This is a genomic window from Staphylococcus sp. HMSC036D05, assembly GCF_001836225.1.
In the GTDB taxonomy this organism is placed as follows: domain Bacteria; phylum Bacillota; class Bacilli; order Staphylococcales; family Staphylococcaceae; genus Staphylococcus; species Staphylococcus caprae.
In genome coordinates this window covers 507,891-529,901 of sequence record NZ_KV827781.1, presented here as the reverse complement: position 1 = coordinate 529,901, position 22,011 = coordinate 507,891, and the positions used below count along the sequence as shown (strand labels likewise).

Here is a 22,011-nt window from a genome sequence, read left to right as displayed (position 1 = left end):
ACTTGATTTTCTTAAGTGTGTTATACTGAATTTAAGTTAATAAGAAAATCGAGAAACGAGAGATCTGTTCGTACAAAACAATTAAATGTTTTTGTGGGATAGGTGTCTCGTTTTTTATTTATTTTTAGGAGGCGTTAGATAATGGCATTATCTACATTGAAAAGGGATCATATTAAAAAGAATTTAAGAGAAAACGAATATGACGTTGTTATCGTCGGCGGTGGTATTACAGGTGCAGGTATTGCCTTAGATGCTAGTAACCGTGGTATGAAAGTAGCATTAGTAGAAATGCAAGACTTCGCTCAAGGTACAAGTTCAAGATCAACTAAACTTGTACACGGTGGATTAAGATATTTGAAACAATTACAAGTTGGCGTTGTAGCTGAAACTGGTAAAGAACGTGCCATTGTTTACGAAAATGGTCCACACGTAACAACACCAGAGTGGATGCTTTTACCAATGCACAAAGGTGGTACATTTGGTAAATTCTCAACTGCAATCGGTTTAACAATGTATGATAGATTAGCAGGCGTTAAAAAATCTGAACGTAAAAAAATGTTATCTAGACAAGATACTTTAAATAAAGAACCATTAGTAAAACAAGATGGCTTAAAAGGTGGCGGTTACTACGTTGAATACCGTACTGATGATGCACGTTTAACTATTGAAGTTATGAAAAAAGCTGCCGAAAAAGGCGCTGAAATCATTAACTATACACGTTCTGAACATTTCACTTATGATTCAAATAAAAAAGTAAATGGTATTGAAGTGCTAGATATGATTGACGGCGAAACTTATGGTATTAAAGCTAAAAAAGTCATCAATGCTTCTGGTCCATGGGTAGATGAAGTTAGAAGTGGTGACTACGCTCGTAATAATAAACAACTACGTTTAACTAAAGGTGTACACGTGGTTATCGATCAATCTAAATTCCCATTAGGTCAAGCTGTTTATTTCGATACTGAAAAAGATGGTCGTATGATTTTCGCTATTCCTCGTGAAGGTAAAGCATATGTAGGTACAACTGATACGTTCTACGACAATGAGAAAGCAACACCATTAACAACTCAAGAGGATAGAGATTATCTCATCGATGCAATTAACTATATGTTCCCAAGTGTTGATGTTAAAGATGAAGATATTGAATCTACTTGGGCAGGTGTCCGTCCATTAATCTTAGAAGAAGGTAAAGACCCATCTGAAATTTCACGTAAAGATGAAGTTTGGGAAGGTGAATCTGGTCTACTAACAATCGCTGGTGGTAAATTAACTGGTTACCGTCACATGGCATTAGATATTGTTGACCTATTAGCGAAACGCTTGAAACAAGAATACGGTCTTAAATTTGAACCATGTGCAACTAAGTATCTTAAAATTTCTGGCGGTGACGTAGGCGGAAGTAAAAACTTTAAACACTTCGTCGACCAAAAAGTTGATGCAGCAAAAGGTTTCGGCATCGATGAAGATGTTGCACGTCGCTTAGCTAGTAAATATGGTTCAAACGTAGATCATTTATTCAATATTGCTCAAACTGCACAATATCATGAAAGTAATTTACCTTTAGAAATATACGTAGAATTAGTTTATGGTATCCAACAAGAAATGGTTTATAAACCTACAGATTTCTTAGTACGTCGTTCAGGTAAATTATATTTCAATATTCAAGATGTTTTAGATTATAAAGATGCAGTAATTAACGTCATGGCTGATATGTTGAACTATACTGACGCTCAGAAAGAAACTTACACTAAAGAAGTTGAAGAAGCGATTGACCAAGCTCGCACAGGTAACGACCAACCAGCTGTTAAAGAATAAATGATATTATTTATGAGTATCAATTGATATTTAAATCTAACTACTTGTAGATTTTTGGATATTCCATTTTCTGCAAGTAGTTTTTTAATTTTTATTTAATTTATTTTCCGAAAATAAAAGTAAAATGACCGAAGAAACGCTATGCATACGATTTGATTACATATCACTCACACGGTATATTATTTATAAAATAGTTTTAAGCTAATATTGAATTAAAGTGAATTAGGAAGGTTAGGGGGCATATGTTGTGAGTCAAAGTCAGTTTAAAATCACTGTTGAAGATGGGACAATGATAGAGGTTAAAGTGGATAAGGCTAAGAAAAGTACCATAGGAATTGTTCATCTTTTTCATGGAATGGCTGAACATATGGACCGTTATGACGAATTAGTTTATGCCCTAAATTTACAGGGATATGATGTATTGAGACATAATCACCGTGGACATGGTAAGGATATTGATGAGGTAGAGCGAGGCCACTTTGATAATATGTCGCAGATTGTTGATGATGCTTATGAAATAGTGGAAACACTTTACGGCACACAACTTACAATTCCGTATATTGTATTAGGACATTCTATGGGGTCTATCATAGCAAGATTATTTGTAGTCAGATATCCAGAATTCGCTAATGGATTAATCTTAACTGGTACAGGAATGTTTCCGAAGTGGAAAGGTATTCCGGCAACATTCGCCTTAAAACTTATTACGGTAATATTAGGTAAGCGTCGACGTGTGAAATGGGTAAATAATTTAGTCAATAAATCATTTAACAAGCGTATCGAGAATCCTGAAACTGAGAGTGATTGGATTTCAACAAAGCGCGATGAAGTAGATAAATTTGTCCAAGACGAATATTGTGGATTCAGAGTGTCGAATCAGCTCATTTATCAAACTGTGAAGTATATGATGCTGACAACAGAACGTAAATCTCTAGAGAAATTAAACAAACATTTGCCTATCTTACTCATTTCAGGTAAAGAAGATCCATTTGGTGATTATGGAAAGGGCATTCGACAATTAGGTAAATTGTATAAGAAATCAGGTATAAATCATGTTACTGTACAGTTATATAAAAATAAAAGACATGAAATTTTATTTGAAGATGATTATCAAATGACTTGGCAACATATGTTTGAATGGATAGAAAAACAAATTTTAAAGAAAAATAAAGCGAGTGAATAATGAAATGACGAATCAAAACAAGCCATTTCTTGTTGTAATTGTAGGTCCAACTGCCTCAGGTAAAACTGAATTAAGCATTGAAATTGCTAAAAAATTCAATGGTGAAGTGATTAGTGGAGATTCCATGCAAGTGTATAAACAAATGGATATTGGAACTGCTAAAGTGACTCAAGATGAAATGGAAGGCATTCCGCATCACATGATAGATATATTAGAGCCTGATGAATCATTTTCAGCGTATGAATTTAAAAAAAGAGCAGAAGCTTGTATTGAAGATATTATCAATAGAGGTAAATTACCTATTATCGCTGGAGGCACAGGACTTTACATACAATCATTGCTTTACAACTATGCTTTCGAAGATGAAACAGTCTCCCCTGAAAAAATGCAAATTGTTAATGCGCAACTTGTAGAACTCGAACAATATAACAATGAGGAGCTACATCATTATTTAGCTTCGTTTGATAGTGAATCAGCAGAGAATATACATCCTAATAATCGAAAAAGAGTGTTGCGAGCTATAGAATATTATTTAAAAACAAAAAAACTTTTAAGTTCTCGAAAGAAAGTGCAACAATTTACTGAAAATTATGATACATTATTAATAGGGATTGAAATGTCGCGCGAAACATTATATTTTAAAATAAATAAACGTGTCGATATTATGTTGGGTCACGGATTATTTAAAGAAGTGCAACAACTCGTGGAACAAGGATTTGAAACAAGCCAAAGCATGCAAGCGATTGGTTATAAAGAACTTGTACCTGTAGTCAAAGGCAATATGAACATGGATGACGCTGTGGAGAAACTCAAACAGCATTCACGACAATATGCTAAACGCCAACTGACTTGGTTTAAGAATAAAATGAATGTTCACTGGTTAAATAAAGAAACGATGTCACTTCAGATGATGTTAGATGAGATTACAACCCAAATAAATAAAAGGAGTTCTAGACATGATTGCAAACGAAAACATCCAAGATCAAGCACTAGAGAACTTTAAAGCAGAAAAAACTGAAGTCACTGTATTCTTTTTAAATGGCTTTCAAATGAAAGGTGTTATTGAAGACTTTGACAAATATGTTGTAAGTTTAGTTTCTCAAGGCAAACAACATCTGATTTACAAACATGCGATCAGCACTTTTACAGTTGATAATGAATCTGAAGAATCAGCTGAAGAAAAAAGTGAAGAATAAGAGTTGTAATCAAAGTGCATTAATTTTGCATTTTCATTGATAAGCGGAAGTGGATGATCATGAAGTTTATCAGTGAATTACATTTAAGTATTGAAGATAATGGTATAACACGCCTAGCACTTTAGAACAAACCAAGGAAATGTTTGTAATAAAAAATATGCTTCATGCAATGTATAGCTTGAAATCTACGATTGATTTCGTTAGTCATACATTACATGAAGCATTTTTCTATTTTATTTAAATTTATTATATTTCTATGACCGTTATACACAAATAGAAATTACTTTTAAATGAGCTAAATGTACATAACGCGATAATGAGTAGAAGTGTTAATCTACAGTCTGATTATAATAATTTTTCAATTTCACTTTTAATTTGATCAGGTTTTTTCTGTGGAGAGAAACGTTTAACAACGTTACCTTCACGGTCGACTAAGAATTTAGTAAAATTCCATTTAATTTTTTCATTTAACATACCTTTTGCTGCGTCAGTGAGATAGCGGAATAATGGATGTTGATTCTCACCTTTTACGTCTACTTTTTCATGGATAGGGAAGGTTACGCCATAATTGATTTTACAATTTTGAGCTGCTTCTTCTCCTGACCCAGGTTCTTGACCACCAAATTGATTACAAGGGAAACCTAAAATAACGAAACCTTTATCTTTGTATTCATCATACAATTTTTGTAAACCTTCAAATTGTGGGGTGAAACCACATTCACTAGCAGTATTAACGATGAGCATTACATCGCCTTTATATTGTTCTAATTTATAATTTTCACCGTTATTTTTTTGCACTACAAAATCATAAATCGTTTCCATATTTATCACCCTTTCGATATACTACAAATTTAACATAATTTGACTCTATAGTCTTTGTTCAAAGTCTATGATAGAATGTTTTGAGTAACTTTTTATAGAGGAGATGTATATCATGGCACAGCAATCAACTCATGATACAAAGAAGAGATTAGAAACTGCTGTATTAGTCGGTGTACATGCTCAAACGGATAATCAATTTAATTTTGATTCAACGATGGAAGAGTTAGAAGCTTTATCTCAAACTTGCCAATTAAATGTTAAAGGTCAAATCACTCAAAACAGAGAACAATTTGATCATAAATATTATGTAGGTAAAGGTAAAATTGAAGAAATTAAAGCTTTTATCGAATTTCATGATATAGATGTTGTTGTGACGAATGATGAATTGACAACTGCACAATCTAAAACATTAAATGATAATTTGGGCATTAAAATCATCGATAGAACCCAATTAATTTTAGAAATATTTGCTTTAAGAGCACGAAGTAGAGAAGGTAAATTACAGGTTGAATTAGCTCAACTTGATTATCTTTTACCAAGATTACAAGGGCATGGTAAGAGCCTTTCTCGTTTAGGTGGCGGCATAGGTACAAGAGGTCCTGGTGAAACAAAATTAGAAATGGATCGTCGTCATATTAGAACGCGTATGAATGAAATTAAACATCAATTACAAACTGTAGTTGAACATCGTGAAAGATATAGAAATAAGCGTGAGCAGAATCAAGTTTTCCAGATTGCTTTAGTTGGTTATACAAACGCTGGTAAATCCTCATGGTTCAATGTCCTAGCTAATGAGGAAACCTATGAGAAGAACTTGTTATTCGCAACATTAGATCCTAAAACACGCCAAATTCAAATTAATGAAGGATTTAATCTGATTATTTCAGATACTGTAGGATTTATTCAGAAACTTCCAACGACATTAGTAGCAGCATTTAAATCAACACTTGAAGAAGCGAAAGGTGCTGACCTATTATTACATGTTGTCGATGCGAGTCATCCTGAATATCGCTCACAATATGATACAGTTAATCAGCTAATTAATGATTTAGATATGGATCAAATTCCTCAAGCTGTAATTTTCAATAAAAAGGATTTATGTGGTGAAGATACAGAAGCACCTGTTTCTAAATCTCCACATGTCTTTGTATCAAGCAGAGATGAAAACGATAAAGAAAAAGTGAAATCACTAATGATCGATGAGATTAAACGCAATTTAGAATATTATGAGGAAACTGTGGATAGCGTTAATGCGGACAGATTATATTTCTTAAAGCAGCATACCTTAGTGAGTGAGCTGTATTTTAATGAGGAGAATGAAACGTATAGCGTTAAAGGCTACAAAAAATGATAAAGGAAGAAAAAATATGGAAGAAATGACTCAATTGATTGAAGAGGTTGAGATGACCTTGGCACCATATTTCAAAGAAATTGAAAATAATGCCTTAATCAATCAAGAAAAAGTGCTTAACGCCTTTCATCATGTCAAAGCGACAGAAAGTGATCTTCAAGGATCCACGGGATATGGATATGATGACTTTGGAAGAGACCATTTAGAAGAGATTTACGCACATACATTTAAAGCTGAAGATGCGCTAGTAAGACCTCAAATCATTTCAGGTACACATGCAATTACATTAGCGCTCCAAAGTAATTTGAAATATGATGATGAATTATTATATATCACCGGAAGTCCTTATGACACGTTGTTAGAAGTCATTGGTGTAAATGGCAATGGAATTGAAAGTTTAAAAGAACATGGCGTCCATTATAATGAAGTGAAATTAAATAATGGCAAAATTGATATACCCAATGTACTTGAAGCAATTAATGAAAAAACTAAAGTTGTAGCCATTCAACGTTCTAAGGGTTATGATCAACGTCCATCAATTCCAATAGATGAAATTCAAGAAGCGATCGAAGCAGTTAAAGCCAAATATCCAGATGTAATTATTTTCGTTGATAATTGTTATGGAGAATTTGTTGAAGATAAAGAACCGATCGAAGTTGGCGCTGACTTAATTGCCGGTTCGCTAATTAAGAATCCTGGTGGTGGCCTTGCTAAAATCGGTGGTTATATTGCAGGACGTAAGGATTTAATTGAGCGTTGTGGCTATCGTTTAACTGCGCCAGGTATTGGTAAAGAAGCGGGTGCGTCTTTAAATTCCTTACAAGAGATGTATCAAGGATTTTTCTTGGCACCGCATGTAGTGAGTCAGAGTTTGAAAGGTGCTTTATTTACTAGCCTCCTTCTTGAAAAATTAAATATGAAAACGACACCTAAATATGATGTGAAGCGTACAGATTTAATACAAACTGTACAATTTGATACGAAAGAACAAATGATATCTTTCTGTCAAAGTATTCAACATGCTTCGCCTATTAATGCACATTTTAGTCCTGAGCCAAGTTATATGCCAGGGTATGAAGATGATGTAATTATGGCAGCAGGAACTTTTGTACAAGGTTCATCCATTGAATTATCTGCAGACGGACCGATACGACCTCCTTATGAAGCTTATGTTCAAGGTGGTTTAACATATGAACATGTCAAATTAGCTGTCACTCGTGCAGTCATTCAATTAAATGAGCAAAATTTAATATAAAGTAGGCCTTTAACTCTCTAGATGATAAGACATTTAGAGAGTTTTGTATTTATTTGAAGTTTTTGTCAGAAAATTATAAAATTAATTTAGAAATTATAAGATGTTGTTTGGAATTTAACTCATTTTTCAATTGAAACATTGGTTTGAAATGTTGATATGATAAGGTTTCAAGTATTTATGTAAGAAAACCTGACATACTTTTGTATTATAAGTAAATCTATGCTAAATTAGTGTCAAGTTCAAAAGTAGAGGAGAGGTACAAGTGCAGTCTAACGATTCCATCAGACGAAACATGGCCGTATTCTCTATGAGTGTTGTGAGCAAACTAACTGAATTAAGTCCAAGACAAATTCGTTATTATGAAACACATGAACTCATTACACCAGAAAGAACTCAAGGAAACAAAAGGTTATTTTCAATGAATGATTTGGACCGCCTTTTAGAAATTAAGAGTTTAATTGAGAAAGGATTTAATATCAAAGGTATTAAACAAATCATATTTGATGACCAAGATCACTTAACTACAGACGAACAAGAGACTAGAAAAAGAATGATTGTAGATGCAACGCAGAAACCGCGTAGCGAAACATTACCAATAAATCGTGGTGACTTATCAAGATTTATTAAATAAAATTTGGAGGATTCAAACCATGCCAAAACGTAGTTTTACAAAAGACGATATTCGTAAGTTTGCTGAAGAGGAAAACGTAAGATATTTAAGATTACAATTCACTGATATTTTAGGAACAATTAAAAACGTTGAAGTTCCTGTAAGCCAATTAGAAAAAGTTTTAGACAATGAAATGATGTTCGATGGTTCATCTATCGAAGGTTTCGTACGTATTGAAGAATCTGATATGTACTTACAACCAGATTTAGATACTTGGGTAATTTTCCCATGGACAGCAGGTCAAGGTAAAGTTGCGCGTTTAATCTGTGACGTATTTAAAACAGATGGTACACCATTTGAAGGTGACCCTCGTGCTAACTTAAAACGTGTCTTAAAAGAAATGGAAGATATGGGCTTCACAGACTTCAACTTAGGGCCTGAACCAGAATTCTTCTTATTTAAATTAGATGAAAAAGGTGAACCTACATTAGAATTAAACGACGATGGAGGTTACTTCGACTTAGCACCAACAGACTTAGGTGAGAATTGCCGTCGCGACATCGTTTTAGAATTAGAAGATATGGGATTCGATATCGAAGCAAGTCACCACGAAGTTGCACCTGGACAACATGAAATCGACTTTAAATATGCTGATGCTGTTACAGCTTGTGATAACATTCAAACATTTAAACTTGTTGTTAAAACAATCGCACGTAAGCATAACTTACATGCGACATTTATGCCAAAACCATTATTCGGTGTAAACGGAAGCGGAATGCACTTTAATGTTTCATTATTCAAAGGTAAAGAAAATGCATTCTACGATCCAGAGGGTGAAATGCAATTAACTGATACGGCTTACCAATTTACAGCAGGTGTGCTTAAAAATGCACGTGGATTCACTGCAGTATGTAACCCATTAGTAAACTCATACAAACGTTTAGTACCAGGTTACGAAGCACCATGTTACATTGCATGGAGTGGTAAAAACCGTTCTCCATTAGTACGTGTACCTTCTTCAAGAGGTTTATCAACTCGTATCGAAGTACGTTCAGTTGACCCAGCAGCTAACCCTTATATGGCTTTAGCAGCAATTTTAGAAGCAGGATTAGACGGAATTAAAAACAAACTAGAAGTACCAAAACCAGTAAACCAAAATATTTACGAAATGAATCGTGAAGAACGTGAGGCAGTTGGCATCCAAGACTTACCTTCAACATTATATACTGCATTAAAAGCAATGCGTGAAAATACTTCAATCAAAAACGCTTTAGGTAACCACATTTACAATCAATTTATTAACTCTAAATCCATTGAATGGGATTACTATCGCACTCAAGTTTCTGAATGGGAACGCGAGCAGTACATGAAACAATACTAAAGCGCTAAACAAAACAGGGGAAACACAATAGGGATAAGAGCTGAGACACAATTGTCTTGGCTCTTTTTTTGCGTTGTGAAAAGATATCCTTTTGATCAGTTACTTTTTGAAAAACCGATCATATTAAAGTATAGATAGAGTGAAGCTATTTTGAAAGAGATTTTATATGTGAATAAAATATTATTTTTAGTAGTTAAAGGTAATGAAAAGACTCGCTATAATTTTAGTTTTATTATTTTGGTTAAATATCTTTTTAGGTAATAGAATTACTCATATTGCCTTAGCACTCATTACTACACTAGTTATTAACAGACTCAATAAAATAACAGTAATAAAAATTAAATAATTAAAAGACATTGAAGTAAGATTCTGTTATTCAGTATCAAAAGAATGAAATTTGATTGGCCACTTGTTTTAAATAATAAGCTAAAAAATATGTGAAGCGTAAAGATTTTAGCGATGAGGCAAACAACGCACTTAAGCTTTATAACTTGTCTATGAAAGTATCTAGAGAAAAACTATTAAAGCAGCAATTAGATTTGATAGTCAAAGACTCCACTTTAGATATTCAAGATGAAATAAAAAATAACTTAGTTGATGCAGTTGATAGAGAAGTTAAAAGACAAGCACATATACTTGGTGAACATGTGAAAATTGATGACACTGAAGTAAAAGCGGTTGTTAACAGTAACTTCAAAGGTGTGAACTGGTCAACTAGATTATGGCAAGATATGGCTGTAGTTCAAAAAGAAGTGGAAAAAACGACGAGCAATGTATTACTTAGAGGGAGACATCCTAATGAGTATGTATCTGAGTTTAAAAAGCAAACAAATTCCACTACTTATAATGCTAGTAGATTATTAGTTACTGAATCAGCACGTGTGCAGGCTGAATCACAGAAGCTAACTTATCTTAAAGATTTAGGTGAAGATGGCGAGTATAAATACGTGGCCAAAATAGATAAGAAAACATCTAAAATTTGTCACTCATTAAATGGAAAAGTATTTAAAGTTAAAGACACGATACCTGGCATTAATGCTCCACCAATGCATCCTTGGTATCGGAGTACTACAGTACCACATGTGGGAAACTGGCGGGATAAATTCTTTACTGAGCGTAAAGGTAAGTATCAAGTAGAACAAAAACAAGGAAATAACGAACTTAAGCAAGCTAAAGTATTAGGTAAGAAAATTATTATTACTGATCAAGCAATTGATAAAGTAAGATATATTGATATTCCTACACATACAAAAGAAGAAAATAAATTTATACAAGAACAACATAAAGCACTTCTAAAAGATGCCAAAGAAAACAATGATAGCAATGAAGTTGCATATTTATTAAAAGATGGCAAAGTTATAAAAGTATATGGAAATCAAGATAGTGTTTCATTTGAACCAGGAAGTATGGCGAATAATTTATTATTTAACAGTAAAGAAAATTCTATAATCATGCTACACAATCATCCTGGACAATCTAATTTTTCACTAAATGATTTAGGTTTATACATAAGATTAAATTCTTTGAAAACTATCACTATTGTAACTAATAAAGGTCAAGTTAAATATATAACTAAAACAAATAAATATGTTAGTAGCGATGCCATTGATTTATTAGCTAAACATTTTTATAATAAAGACGAAAGATTGATAAAAGAAAAAGAAATCGAAAAATATCTTAAGGATTTACACCGAATAAATATGATTAAATACATTGTGAGGTGATTTAGATGTACACATATCAACTTGATGGTAGCTGTTCAATCAATGAAATGATTACTGATTTAAAAGAAAACGCTAAAAAAGAATCTGGTGAAACTAGGACAAAACCATCTAATTAAAGCATCCTTTCTGCATAGATAAAGAGAAAGTGATGCTATTTTTATACACTTTTTTAACCTTCTACGGAAGGTTATTTTTTATGTCCAAAACGTGCTGATGACGTTATAAAAGCAAGTATGGAATACGCAGTCGACAGACTTTAAACGGAGGTATATCTCATGGAAAACAACCAAAGTAATATTACTGAAGAAACAAAGAACAATACGAATTTAGAAAATAATGATGAACAAGCACAACAAAATGAGAAAACATTCTCTCAAGAAGAAGTGTCTCAAATGATTAAAGACCGTCTAGCTAGAGAAAGAAGAAAATCTGAAGAACGTATGAAAGATGCAATTCAGGAAGCTGAAAAACTAGCCAAGATGATTAAAGACCAAAAGAATCAATATGAGTTGGAAAAGCTGTTAAAAGAAAATGAAGAACTAAAAGCAGAAAAAGCTTTATCTCAAATGAAGAATGAAACGCGTTCAATGCTTAATGAATTTGGTGTGCAAAATTTTGATGATCAAATTGTTAATGTATTAGTCAAAGCATGACAGCAATAGATAATGTGATTGTTAAAGTAACTTCTGCGTTTATAAGTGTTATTGATTATATATATTTATTAAAAATAGATATTGAAATAGAAAACAAACATAATAAAAAAGATTTCGTCGAATTCTTATAATATTTAAAACGTTTACCTTTTATTACTATATTTTACGTTCAAAGTAAACTAAGAATAGACGAAATCTTTTTAACACAAACTTCCATTCGATAATATCTTTAAATTTAAAAACGATATATTAAATTAACTTCAATAACTCTTCTACATTTTCTTCGGTAGTTGCCCAGCTTGTCGCAAATCTTACAACGCGGTGATTATCGTCATACTTCTCCCAAATTGCAAATTTAACTTTTTGTTCTAATTCTTTAATTTTATCGTTACTTATCACAAAGAATTGCTGATTCGTAGGGGAGTCAAAATATAACTGATATCCTTTATCTAAAAATCCTTTTTTAACTTTCTTAGCCATATCGATGGCATGTTTACTAATTTTAAAATATAAATCATCTGTAAATAATTCTAAAAATTGTATGCCAGTTAAACGACCTTTAGCTAATAAAGCACCATGATGTTTAATAATTGTTGTGAAATTCTTAGGTTCATTGTTTTTAGTAAATACAATGGCTTCACCACATAATGCACCAATTTTAGTACCACCTATGTAAAAGATGTCACAGTAATTTGCGACGTCTTTTATTGTGACATCGGTATTCTCACTCATTAAACCATAACCGAGTCTTGCGCCATCCATAAATAAAGGAATCTCGTGTTTTTTGCAAACCTTTGCCAAACTTTTCAATTCATCTTTGGTATACAATGTTCCATATTCAGTTGGGTGTGAAATATAAACCATTCCTGGAAAGACCATGTGCTCTCTTTTAAAATCACTATAGAAAGTATCTAAGTAAGCTTCAACACCCTCGGCAGATATTTTACCTTCACTTGATGGTATAGCTAACACTTTGTGCCCACTAAATTCAATTGCGCCGCCTTCATGAACAGCGACATGGCCTGTATTTGCTGAAATAACGCCTTCATAACTCTTTAACATTGAATTGATGACAACTTGATTCGTCTGAGTTCCGCCAACTAAAAATCTTATCGTTGCATCAGGACATTGTATTGTTTCTCGAATTTTGTCAGCTGCTTGTGCTGAAAAATCATCAAATCCGTATCCAGCAGCTTGTATTCTGTTTGTTTCAACTAATCGTTTTAACACTTGTTCATGTGCACCTTCTAGGTAGTCATTTTCAAATGAAATCATTAACTTTCCCTCCTAAGTTAAATCCATGTTGCAATATTTTCCAACTTATCTTCATGCTCTAACTTTTATTAGAAAATAAATTCTTTATAAATAAGAGGTAGTTATCAAGAAAATATAAACTAATAAATTATAGTAAAAGATAGATAATTCTGAATATTCAATCGAATGTTGTTATTATACATCATAATACCTTAAATTCAAATATATTCCGTACAACCTATTAAAGTTCATTTCATCACATCTGATTGTCTTAATAATAATTGAATTTTTGTATGAAAAGTTCTATCATTTAATCAACATAGAGAAAGGGGAATGAACCTTATGCAACAAATTAAATTTAAAACATTTACTGAAGATTCTTTAGAAAGATTAGAAAAAAGTGTTAACGAGTTCCTTCGTTCTGACGATGGGAGTTCATACAAATTATTAAATATTTCGATTAAGCAAGTCGAGGAACGTAAGTTTCCAAATATAGAAGAAGACTATAACGCTGTGTTAACATTAGTTACTCAAGAGTAGTAAAATTAAATTATCCACTTGAATCATTTTGAGTGGAAATACATATAGGAGTACAATTTCATGGATTTTGGATATTTAGGTACTATATTAACAATCATATTAATACTCGGATTTATTATTAATCTAGTACTTGCGTTTGTCATTATTTTTCTAGAGAAGGATCGAAGAAGTGCAAGTTCCACTTGGGCCTGGTTATTTGTTCTCTTCATACTACCGATTATCGGTTTCATTCTATATCTATTCTTAGGCAGAACCGTTTCTAAAAAGAAAATGGAAAAAAATAATGGTAAAGAGTTAGATGCCTTTCAAGATTTAGTAAAAGCTCAAGCTGATAGTTTCGAAAAATTAAATTTTGAATCTACGAATGACCAAGTTGAGAAACATCACGATTTAATTCGTATGTTATTAATGAAACAAGATGCTTTTCTAACTGAAAATAATAAAATTGACTTATTTACAGATGGTCATAAACTATATGACAAAGTAATAGAAGATATTTATAATGCGAAAGACTACATTCATTTAGAGTATTACACTTTCGAACTTGATGGTTTAGGGAAAAAGATTATAGATGCGCTTGAAACTAAACTTAAAGAAGGTTTAGAAGTTAAATTATTATATGATGATGTTGGTTCTAAAAAAGTCAATATGGCTAAATTTAAGCAATTCAAATCTTTAGGTGGAGAAGTTGAAGCATTCTTTGCATCAAAATTTCCACTTGTCAATTTTCGAATGAATAATCGAAATCACAGAAAGATCATTATTATTGATGGCCAAATAGGTTATATTGGTGGATTCAATATCGGTGACGATTATTTAGGATTAGGTAAGCTTGGCTATTGGAGAGATACACATTTACGTGTTCAAGGTGATAGTGTGGATGCGTTACAATTAAGATTTATTTTAGATTGGAACTCTCAAGCACATCGTCCACAGTTTGAATATGATCAAAAGTATTTCCCTAAAAAGACAGGCGACAAAGGTGACAAAGCATTACAAATTGCCTCAAGTGGGCCTGCGTTCGACTTACATCAAATTGAATACGGTTATACGAAAATGATTATGAGCGCTAGAAAGTCAATTTATCTTCAAAGTCCGTATTTTATACCGGATCAATCTTATATAAATGCGCTGAAAATGGCTGCAAATAGTGGTGTTGAAGTTAATTTAATGATTCCTTGTAAACCTGACCATCCATTTGTTTATTGGGCTACATTTTCAAATGCGGCAGATTTATTAGATAGTGGCGTGAATGTTTATACCTATCAGAATGGTTTCATTCATTCAAAAATTCTTATGATTGATGATGAAGTATCTTCAATAGGTAGTGCGAATATGGACTTTAGAAGTTTCGAGTTGAACTTTGAAATCAATGCATTCGTCTATGATAAGGAGATTGCGCAACAATTGCGACAAGCTTTTGAAGAAGATATTAAAAAATCTAAATTACTTACTAAAGAAAAATATGATCAACGTCCGTTATCAATTAAATTTAAGGAAGATTTAGCTAAATTAGTTTCTCCAATTTTATAAAATACTTAGAATTCCTGCTTTCTATAAGCGGGAATTTTTTATTGCACATAGAAATATTATGTAAACTTTACAGAATTTTCATGACAAATGTCATATACAAATCGTGACAAAATGAACTAAATATCATAACGACTCAATGCTAAATTAGAATTATCTTATAGCAAAGGTGTGACATGTGGTGATAAAGTTAGAAAACTTATCAAAGTCCTTTAATAACAACAAAGTTCTTAATGATATCTGTCTTGAGTTGAAAGATAATACGTGTACGGCATTAATAGGGAAAAATGGAGCAGGGAAAACAACACTTATCGATATCCTGATTGGCAACATACAGGGTGACGAAGGGCATATTGTTGATGAATCGAAGATGATTGATACAAATCATATGGGTGTGTTATATCAAAAAACGAATTTTCCTAAATTTTTCAAAGTAAAGGAATTGTTTCACTTGCATCAATCATTTTATAAAAATCCTATTACGCTTTCACAATTTATCAATATTACTCAATTTAATGACAAGCAGATGAACCAAATGGCGAGTCAGTTGTCTGGAGGTCAGAAGAGGATACTAGATTTCGCCTTAACATTAGTAGGACAACCTGAATTTTTGATACTTGATGAGCCAACGTCAGGGATGGATATTGAAACAAGAGAACATTTTTGGAGTATCATAGAAAAGCTTAAGCAAGCGCATGTCACTATTCTTTATACTTCTCATTACATTGAAGAAGTCGAAAGAATGGCCGACCAAGTAGTTCTTCTTGATCAGGGTCAAATTCAACTCGACGATTCTCCTGAACATATTAAAAACACTCAAAATAACTCAATCATCGTACTTCCAGTTATTGATGATGGATTATTAAGTGACCTAAAGAATGAGTTCAATATTAAAAAGTTAAAAAATCATTATGAGATAAAAACGAATCAAGTTGAACCAGTCATCCAGAAATTAATAGAGTATAAGTTCGATTTAAACAAAATAGAAATTCATAAAATGTCATTATTGGAAATCATGTTTTCAGGTATTGAGAATCAAAAAGGAGTGATGACCGAATGTTAGATACATTTTTAAAGACAGAAATTAAAATCATGTTTAGGAAAAAATTATATCTATTTATGTCTATTTTCCTACCTGTCGCATTTTACTTATTATTTACCTCATTATTAGATTTACCAGAGGAAGCTAAAAAACCATTTTATAAAGAATATATGTATAGTATGACAGTGTTTAGTTTGATGAATTTTTGTATGATGTCGTTCCCTTTAGATATGATAGAAGAAAGAAACAATGGTTGGTATAAACATTTAATGTCTACGCCTTTGAAACCTGTTCATTATTACTTAGCTAAAGTTTTAAAGACGATGTGCCAATTTTTAGTGGCAATTATTATTATTTTTATGGTTGCTCATTTTTATAAAAATGTGAATATGGACTTCACAAATTGGATATTATCAAGTGTTGTTTTATGGATAGGAGCGAGTTTATTCTTAACATTTGGGTTAGTTATAGCTCAATTTAATGATATTCAGAAGGCAAGTAGTGTTGCAAATTTACTCAATATAGCGATGGCCATTGTAGGTGGCTTATGGTTTCCAGTCAATACCTTTCCCAATTGGTTACAAGTCATTTCGAAAAAGATGCCAACGTATCATTTAAAACAAATAGCACTAGATCTAGGGAAGGATAAAGGTATTAACTTCACGTCATTTGGCTTTTTAATTCTTTATAGTATAATTTTTTTGAGTATTGCTTTATTGATTAATAAAAAGAAAGATGTGTCATAGATGAACGTAAAACGTAGTTTCGGAGTTAGAATGGGAGAAATTTCTTCACTAGTTTATTTAATATTTCCGATATTTGGTTTATTTGATTCTGAACGTGTTTCTAATAAGTTGATATATATTATTGCTTTATCTATTTTTACGATCTCATATTTAATGCTCGTTCTGCTTCACACTAAGTTGAATAAAAATCATCTGTATATCTTACTGCTTATCCATTATGTATGTATTATGTATTTCGTTTATGCTTATGAACCATTACTAAGTATGTTTTTCTTTTATAGTGCCTTTGCATTGCCCTTCATTTTCGATGTGGGATTGAAATCAAAAGAATTTATAAGCTATATCATCACAATGATTATTTGTGTTTTGTTTATTTATATTATGCATCATGATCAAGTTTATATGATGATTATATATTATGTCGTCATTTTAATGATTATGTTTGGTAATTTTCAAGTTAGAAAGGAACGCAAAGTTCGAAAAGAGCTTGAAGAAAAGAACCGCTATATTAATGTGTTAATTGCGGAACAAGAACGTAATCGTATTGGTCAAGATTTACATGATACACTCGGACATGTCTTTGCAAGTTTGACTTTAAAGTCTGAATTAGCTGCGAAACTCATAGATACTGATAAAGAATCCGCTAAGAAAGAAATGATGGCTATCAATCAACTTTCTAGAGAAACGCTTAATAAAGTTCGTTCAATTGTTGATGATTTAAAGGTACAATCTTTCGAGGAGGAAGTGTCTTCGGTAGAGACGATTTTACGTGATGCGAATTTGAAGTTTATTTTCAAAAATAAAGGCGCAGCAAAGTCATTAAACCCTGCTAAGCAGACAATATTATCCATGATATTAAAAGAGGCAATTAATAATGTGATTAAACACGCCCATGCTACAGAAGTCATAGGGCAACTGGTTGAAGAACATCAGCAAATTAAATTAATCGTACAAGATAACGGCGTTGGCATAAAAGATAAAGAAGCATGTCATTTAAGAAGTATTAAAGAACGAGCTGAATATTTAAATGGCAAGGTGGCTGTTAAATCTGAAAATGGAACAACCGTGGTCGTGACGATACCAAGGGGTGAATTAATGTGATTTCACTAATTATTGCAGAAGATCAACTTATGCTTAGAAAAGCGATGGTTCAACTTATTGAGTTACATGAGGAAATGAAGATTTTGAATGATGTTGAAAACGGCAAGGAAGCACTTCAATTTATTGAAAATGAAGAACCAGATGTGGCTATTTTAGATATTGAGATACCTGGCATGACGGGATTAGAAATTTTGGCACAAATAAGGGCTAAAGGATTAAATACGAAAGTGATTATTGTGACGACGTTTAAGCGACCAGGTTATTTCGAGAAAGCTGTCGCCAATGGCGTGGATGCCTATGTACTTAAAGAACGTTCAGTAGAAGACTTGGTCCGTACGATTTATAACGTAATGAATGGTGAAAAAGAGTACAGTACATCATTAATGACCTCTCTATTTAAAGAATCCAATCCATTGACACATAAAGAACAAGTCGTTCTGAGGGAAATAGGAAATGGTTTAAGTAGCAAAGAAATTGCTGAAAAATTATATCTTTCTGATGGCACAGTTCGAAATTACACCAGTACAATTATCGATAAATTATATTCTGACAATCGGTTTGATGCATGGAAAAAAGCTACGGCGAAAGGTTGGATATAGTTCGTTAAAATATATATTTAAATTTGATTATTTATATTTTAAGCTTGGTTTGATTCGATTTATCAATATGATCTGATAAAAGAGTTAGAATTTCTATTACTTTTTTAGTGGGTGTATCAGTACTTAATGTATGATGAAACACATTACCGCCTGTCGTTTTCACTGTATAAATTGCTGAATTTGTATCAATCATGCAATCAAGAATTTCCATTATGTTGTACCTCCTATTTGAATAAGTTGTAAAGTGGCCACTTTAGTATGATGTAACTATACCACTATTGAGATTACTTACTCTTGATTTCAAGAATATAATAGGGAAATTGCTAAAAAAGTTAAAAACGCCTTCAAAAGATAGTTTGAATAATCTTTTGAAGGTGTTTATTTTCGAGATATTTAATTAATTTGAAATTCTATTTTTTTCTTTTATTGAGCGTAGATTGAATAAGGTACACGATAAAACCGACTAAGATACCTAGTAATATTGCTACAACTACACTTACTATAATTGGTAACTTAAAGACGATTTGTAATATAACGCCAACAATAATTGCTACGATAATTGCGATTAAAGATATTTTACTTTCATTAGATGAATCCATCTATTTCACTCCTAACGTATTGTATTATACCATGCACTTCTCATTTGAAAAAATAAGTTTAAAACAAGCGTTTTCAATCAATATTTTTTATTTTATCAATATTGACTGTGAAAGTATTTTTAATTAACATTAACCAGTATATAAAGTGAAGTAAGGTGACAACTATGAAATCGAAAAAATCATTATCGCTGATTGTTCTTGCACTTATTGCGATAATTGTAATAATGTTCCAATTGATCAATCATTCCGGTCCTTTTAGTAAAATTGGAACAAATCAACAGAACCAAAGTACTGATTTAAAAGGCAAAGACAAAGTTTATGTCGAACGAGTAGTGGATGGGGATACTTTTGTAGCAAATAAAGATGGCAAAGAAATTAAGGTAAGAATGATAGGTATGGATACCCCTGAAACCGTTAAACCCAATACGCCTGTTCAACCTTATGGGAAAGAGGCTTCAAATTATACGAAGAAAGCTTTAACGCATCAGAATGTTTATTTAGAGTATGATAAAGAAAAAAATGATAGATATGGACGAACTTTAGCATATGTATGGATAAGCGATAAAAGGATGTTCAATGAAGAATTGGTTGAAAAAGGTCTAGCTAGAGAAAAATATTACTCACCTAATGGTAAATATCGAGATGTATTGATTAAAGCTCAAAACAAGGCAAAACAGAATAAAGTGAACTTATGGAGTTAAGTTAATTGAAAAAGCCTAGAAGATTTCAAACGAATGCTTCTAGGCTTAACTATTGTACTTCATTATTTAGGATTTAAGAATGCAACTTTATTTAGTTATTCATATGTTGTTTGAAACTGTTAGATATTTCTTCAATTTGATTATCGTTAAGTGGATGTTTAGAAAGTTGCACAGCTTCGTCTATGACTTTTTCAAGTGAAGAACGCGTAGAGACTGTATCTACATATTTATCACTTTCGTCAGAACCTTCAATGATATTTACACTTCCATCACTGAAGTAAATCACACCGATACTTTGTATTTTAAACTGGTAATCCTTTTCAATCTGATCTTTCAATGCCTTAGCATTGTTTGCAGCTTGTTGATACGGATCATGGTCATAGAATTCATATATCACGCGATTATCTTGAAGAATTTCAGTGAATGTGTAAACACCACTACGAGTTGTGTTAAATTGGCTGTGATATCTACTACTGATGTAATGACCTACTACTTTATCAGTGTTATATTGATTGCTCCCTTCTTCAGCGTGTTTGTCTGGTACATCAAAGTGATAGAATGTTTTTTGATTCCAATTTTTAACATCTACATTAATCAGACCAACTTCTGTAATGATTATGAAATCAAAGGAACGCGCATATTCAAATAATGGATGTTTAATAGCTAAATTACTTGTAGGTATAATTGTATATGATTTTAGTCGACTCTGTTCTATAAAACGATCTAAAATCTTTTGTAATTCACGTTTCGCATTTTTAAAAGCGTGATGGCCAACATCATTATTCGAACTCAACATTTGATTCTTTAATGATAAATTTTCCTCGCTTAATATAGAATTTTTCGCAATTAATTGATTTCTAGCATATTCTTCCGTCTCAACTCTATCTTTCATGTATCTTTGATTTAGGAATAGAGCTATTACTAAAATAATGATAATTACAGATAAAATGACCGTTACAGACATAAATATTCACCCGAATCTTTAAATTTTAAATTCTAATTGCCAAAATAAATTATAAACGTCTTAAAATTTGAGTTCAATAAAAATGAGAAGAGAATATGATTAATTAAATAGTGAGTACGACAAATGTTTACAAAATTTTAAGAATTATAAAATTGTTCTCAGAATACAAATAATTGTTTATTCAAATCTTTATGATATGTGATAAAGATTCAATTTTTACTTTTTACAAATAGTTTAATTTTAATTTACTAAATGTTCACAAATCTGCGTTTGATTATTAAGTACTTCAAATGTATAATTAAAGTTATGAAAGCGCTTGCTTAGGAGGTGGTTGAATGAAATTAGAAGAGCGAAATGCTGTAGATGACCTTGTTCAAATTTTGATGCAAACGTCCTCGCACTCATTTAAATTTCATGGTGTTGTTGCTATGCAATTATTTTTAAATGATGAGTTTAAATTGCCGTCCAAAGTTGATATATGTGTGGAACGTAAAAAATTAATTGAAATTATTAAAGTGATCCCTAAAGACTTTTCAATAAAATATTATGGGAAAGGCCATTCTCCACATCAAACTGAGAGACCTTCGCTATCAGAAGTTGCACACGTTGAGATACTTAAAGATAACAATATCGTACTTAATATTTTTGTTTACGATGTGGTTAATGATGAGTGGATTTTTAGGCTAGATAGTAGTATTCGTTTGCCGAAGAATAATATATATTTTCATTCATTAAATTGGAACGTAGATTATATTAAACCAGAAATAGTTTTAATGTATGATTTGATGGATAATCAAGAGTATCATCAATTTTCAAATTATAAAGCAGTTATAGATGCATTGAGTTACTACCAATTTTATATCTTGAAATTAGTAGTAGGGGAAAAGCGTATTGAAGAAGCGGTTATTAATAATAGAAAGACATCATAAAAAGATTTCTACGACA

At 31.9% G+C, this 22,011-nt stretch carries 22 protein-coding genes and 2 pseudogenes; 19 read left to right on the top strand and 5 right to left on the bottom strand.

The window, feature by feature from the left end:
* The first annotated feature begins 141 nt into the window (after window positions 1–141).
* The 4 genes from HMPREF2580_RS07140 to hfq all read left to right on the top strand — a co-directional run bounded on the left by HMPREF2580_RS07140 (window position 142) and on the right by hfq (window position 4,194).
* Window positions 142–1,815, top strand: a complete 1,674-nt coding sequence (locus HMPREF2580_RS07140) for a glycerol-3-phosphate dehydrogenase/oxidase (protein WP_002442634.1) — start codon at window positions 142–144, stop codon at window positions 1,813–1,815.
* A gap of 247 nt (window positions 1,816–2,062) precedes the next feature.
* Entirely contained in the window at window positions 2,063–2,998 is a 936-nt protein-coding gene (locus HMPREF2580_RS07135; protein ID WP_070831551.1) for an alpha/beta hydrolase, read from the top strand.
* A gap of 4 nt (window positions 2,999–3,002) precedes the next feature.
* Entirely contained in the window at window positions 3,003–4,001 is a 999-nt protein-coding gene (miaA, locus tag HMPREF2580_RS07130) for a tRNA (adenosine(37)-N6)-dimethylallyltransferase MiaA (RefSeq protein ID WP_070832596.1), read from the top strand.
* On the top strand, window positions 3,955–4,194 hold the full coding sequence (gene hfq / locus HMPREF2580_RS07125; protein ID WP_002442642.1) for an RNA chaperone Hfq: 240 nt from the start codon (window positions 3,955–3,957) through the stop codon (window positions 4,192–4,194). The genes miaA and hfq overlap by 47 nt, the downstream gene beginning before the upstream one ends.
* Before the next feature lie 345 nt (window positions 4,195–4,539).
* Here hfq and HMPREF2580_RS07120 read toward each other — a convergent pair whose 3' ends face one another.
* A complete protein-coding gene (locus HMPREF2580_RS07120) occupies window positions 4,540–5,016 on the bottom strand; it encodes a glutathione peroxidase (protein ID WP_037541421.1) in 477 nt (158 codons plus the stop codon).
* A 112-nt stretch (window positions 5,017–5,128) separates the two neighbouring features.
* Between HMPREF2580_RS07120 and hflX the strand changes: the two genes are divergently transcribed.
* The 7 genes and pseudogenes from hflX (at window position 5,129) to HMPREF2580_RS07090 (ending at window position 11,990) form a co-directional block, all read left to right on the top strand.
* Window positions 5,129–6,367: a GTPase HflX gene (hflX, locus tag HMPREF2580_RS07115; RefSeq protein WP_070831548.1), complete on the top strand. Its 1,239-nt coding sequence runs from the start codon at window positions 5,129–5,131 to the stop codon at window positions 6,365–6,367.
* Window positions 6,368–6,383: 16 nt separating this feature from the next.
* A complete protein-coding gene (locus tag HMPREF2580_RS07110; RefSeq protein ID WP_044466342.1) occupies window positions 6,384–7,622 on the top strand; it encodes a methionine gamma-lyase family protein in 1,239 nt (412 codons plus the stop codon).
* 262 nt (window positions 7,623–7,884) lie between these two features.
* Window positions 7,885–8,253 carry a MerR family transcriptional regulator gene (locus HMPREF2580_RS07105; RefSeq protein ID WP_161792476.1) on the top strand — a complete coding sequence of 123 codons (369 nt, stop codon included), beginning with the start codon at window positions 7,885–7,887 and terminating at the stop codon, window positions 8,251–8,253.
* Window positions 8,254–8,272: 19 nt separating this feature from the next.
* Window positions 8,273–9,613 (top strand): type I glutamate--ammonia ligase, encoded by a 1,341-nt coding sequence (glnA, locus tag HMPREF2580_RS07100; RefSeq protein ID WP_037541422.1) that lies wholly within the window; start codon window positions 8,273–8,275, stop codon window positions 9,611–9,613.
* Window positions 9,614–10,038: 425 nt separating this feature from the next.
* Window positions 10,039–11,337 (top strand): annotated as a pseudogene (locus HMPREF2580_RS12070) (minor capsid protein); the annotation flags it as partial.
* Window positions 11,338–11,528: 191 nt separating this feature from the next.
* Window positions 11,529–11,622 (top strand): annotated as a pseudogene (locus HMPREF2580_RS12470) (hypothetical protein); the annotation flags it as partial.
* Window positions 11,613–11,990 (top strand): capsid assembly scaffolding protein Gp46 family protein, encoded by a 378-nt coding sequence (locus HMPREF2580_RS07090; RefSeq protein WP_070831545.1) that lies wholly within the window; start codon window positions 11,613–11,615, stop codon window positions 11,988–11,990. The pseudogene HMPREF2580_RS12470 and the gene HMPREF2580_RS07090, both read left to right, overlap by 10 nt.
* A gap of 249 nt (window positions 11,991–12,239) precedes the next feature.
* Here the strand turns inward: HMPREF2580_RS07090 and HMPREF2580_RS07085 are convergent, their stop codons facing one another.
* Window positions 12,240–13,265: a threonine aldolase family protein gene (locus tag HMPREF2580_RS07085; RefSeq protein WP_070831543.1), complete on the bottom strand. Its 1,026-nt coding sequence runs from the start codon at window positions 13,263–13,265 to the stop codon at window positions 12,240–12,242.
* A 321-nt stretch (window positions 13,266–13,586) separates the two neighbouring features.
* Between HMPREF2580_RS07085 and HMPREF2580_RS07080 the strand changes: the two genes are divergently transcribed.
* The 6 genes from HMPREF2580_RS07080 (at window position 13,587) to HMPREF2580_RS07055 (ending at window position 18,802) form a co-directional block, all read left to right on the top strand.
* Entirely contained in the window at window positions 13,587–13,784 is a 198-nt protein-coding gene (locus HMPREF2580_RS07080; RefSeq protein WP_070831540.1) for a hypothetical protein, read from the top strand.
* A 60-nt stretch (window positions 13,785–13,844) separates the two neighbouring features.
* Entirely contained in the window at window positions 13,845–15,317 is a 1,473-nt protein-coding gene (gene cls / locus HMPREF2580_RS07075) for a cardiolipin synthase (protein WP_070831536.1), read from the top strand.
* A gap of 178 nt (window positions 15,318–15,495) precedes the next feature.
* The gene (locus HMPREF2580_RS07070; RefSeq protein WP_070831533.1) at window positions 15,496–16,377 is read left to right on the top strand and encodes an ABC transporter ATP-binding protein; all 882 of its coding nucleotides are present in this window, start codon (window positions 15,496–15,498) and stop codon (window positions 16,375–16,377) included.
* Window positions 16,371–17,102: an ABC transporter permease gene (locus HMPREF2580_RS07065; protein WP_070831530.1), complete on the top strand. Its 732-nt coding sequence runs from the start codon at window positions 16,371–16,373 to the stop codon at window positions 17,100–17,102. Before HMPREF2580_RS07070 ends, HMPREF2580_RS07065 begins: the two co-directional genes overlap by 7 nt.
* Window positions 17,103–18,203 (top strand): sensor histidine kinase, encoded by a 1,101-nt coding sequence (locus HMPREF2580_RS07060; RefSeq protein WP_070831528.1) that lies wholly within the window; start codon window positions 17,103–17,105, stop codon window positions 18,201–18,203. It begins immediately after the preceding gene.
* A complete protein-coding gene (locus tag HMPREF2580_RS07055) occupies window positions 18,200–18,802 on the top strand; it encodes a response regulator transcription factor (RefSeq protein ID WP_070831525.1) in 603 nt (200 codons plus the stop codon). The genes HMPREF2580_RS07060 and HMPREF2580_RS07055 overlap by 4 nt, the downstream gene beginning before the upstream one ends.
* 31 nt (window positions 18,803–18,833) lie before the next feature.
* Here HMPREF2580_RS07055 and HMPREF2580_RS07050 read toward each other — a convergent pair whose 3' ends face one another.
* On the bottom strand, window positions 18,834–19,013 hold the full coding sequence (locus HMPREF2580_RS07050) for a hypothetical protein (protein WP_070831522.1): 180 nt from the start codon (window positions 19,011–19,013) through the stop codon (window positions 18,834–18,836).
* Window positions 19,014–19,212: 199 nt separating this feature from the next.
* Window positions 19,213–19,401 carry a hypothetical protein gene (locus HMPREF2580_RS07045; RefSeq protein WP_002442686.1) on the bottom strand — a complete coding sequence of 63 codons (189 nt, stop codon included), beginning with the start codon at window positions 19,399–19,401 and terminating at the stop codon, window positions 19,213–19,215.
* 164 nt (window positions 19,402–19,565) lie between these two features.
* Here HMPREF2580_RS07045 and HMPREF2580_RS07040 point away from each other — a divergent pair, with 164 nt between their 5' ends.
* Window positions 19,566–20,102: a thermonuclease NucI gene (locus HMPREF2580_RS07040; protein WP_002442688.1), complete on the top strand. Its 537-nt coding sequence runs from the start codon at window positions 19,566–19,568 to the stop codon at window positions 20,100–20,102.
* 91 nt (window positions 20,103–20,193) lie between these two features.
* On the opposite strand, the gene HMPREF2580_RS07035 is transcribed toward HMPREF2580_RS07040, so the two are convergent.
* Window positions 20,194–21,066, bottom strand: a complete 873-nt coding sequence (locus tag HMPREF2580_RS07035) for an NERD domain-containing protein (RefSeq protein ID WP_070831519.1) — start codon at window positions 21,064–21,066, stop codon at window positions 20,194–20,196.
* Window positions 21,067–21,401: 335 nt separating this feature from the next.
* Here HMPREF2580_RS07035 and HMPREF2580_RS07030 point away from each other — a divergent pair, with 335 nt between their 5' ends.
* Window positions 21,402–21,995 (top strand): hypothetical protein, encoded by a 594-nt coding sequence (locus HMPREF2580_RS07030; protein ID WP_070831516.1) that lies wholly within the window; start codon window positions 21,402–21,404, stop codon window positions 21,993–21,995.
* Window positions 21,996–22,011: the final 16 nt, after the last annotated feature.

Bases quoted from the DNA above. Each gene is read 5' to 3' on its own strand.
- HMPREF2580_RS07050 (WP_070831522.1), bottom strand. From the start codon at position 19,013: ATGGAAATTCTTGATTGCATGATTGATACAAATTCAGCAATTTATACA.
- HMPREF2580_RS07120 (WP_037541421.1), bottom strand. From the start codon at position 5,016: ATGGAAACGATTTATGATTTTGTAGTGCAAAAAAATAACGGTGAAAAT.
- HMPREF2580_RS07035 (WP_070831519.1), bottom strand. From the start codon at position 21,066: ATGTCTGTAACGGTCATTTTATCTGTAATTATCATTATTTTAGTAATA.
- HMPREF2580_RS07110 (WP_044466342.1), top strand. From the start codon at position 6,384: ATGGAAGAAATGACTCAATTGATTGAAGAGGTTGAGATGACCTTGGCA.
- HMPREF2580_RS07140 (WP_002442634.1), top strand. From the start codon at position 142: ATGGCATTATCTACATTGAAAAGGGATCATATTAAAAAGAATTTAAGA.
- HMPREF2580_RS07085 (WP_070831543.1), bottom strand. From the start codon at position 13,265: ATGATTTCATTTGAAAATGACTACCTAGAAGGTGCACATGAACAAGTG.
- HMPREF2580_RS07045 (WP_002442686.1), bottom strand. From the start codon at position 19,401: ATGGATTCATCTAATGAAAGTAAAATATCTTTAATCGCAATTATCGTA.
- miaA (WP_070832596.1), top strand. From the start codon at position 3,003: ATGACGAATCAAAACAAGCCATTTCTTGTTGTAATTGTAGGTCCAACT.
- HMPREF2580_RS07060 (WP_070831528.1), top strand. From the start codon at position 17,103: ATGAACGTAAAACGTAGTTTCGGAGTTAGAATGGGAGAAATTTCTTCA.
- HMPREF2580_RS07080 (WP_070831540.1), top strand. From the start codon at position 13,587: ATGCAACAAATTAAATTTAAAACATTTACTGAAGATTCTTTAGAAAGA.
- glnA (WP_037541422.1), top strand. From the start codon at position 8,273: ATGCCAAAACGTAGTTTTACAAAAGACGATATTCGTAAGTTTGCTGAA.
- hflX (WP_070831548.1), top strand. From the start codon at position 5,129: ATGGCACAGCAATCAACTCATGATACAAAGAAGAGATTAGAAACTGCT.
- HMPREF2580_RS07065 (WP_070831530.1), top strand. From the start codon at position 16,371: ATGTTAGATACATTTTTAAAGACAGAAATTAAAATCATGTTTAGGAAA.
- HMPREF2580_RS07040 (WP_002442688.1), top strand. From the start codon at position 19,566: ATGAAATCGAAAAAATCATTATCGCTGATTGTTCTTGCACTTATTGCG.
- cls (WP_070831536.1), top strand. From the start codon at position 13,845: ATGGATTTTGGATATTTAGGTACTATATTAACAATCATATTAATACTC.
- HMPREF2580_RS07090 (WP_070831545.1), top strand. From the start codon at position 11,613: ATGGAAAACAACCAAAGTAATATTACTGAAGAAACAAAGAACAATACG.
- HMPREF2580_RS07030 (WP_070831516.1), top strand. From the start codon at position 21,402: ATGAAATTAGAAGAGCGAAATGCTGTAGATGACCTTGTTCAAATTTTG.
- hfq (WP_002442642.1), top strand. From the start codon at position 3,955: ATGATTGCAAACGAAAACATCCAAGATCAAGCACTAGAGAACTTTAAA.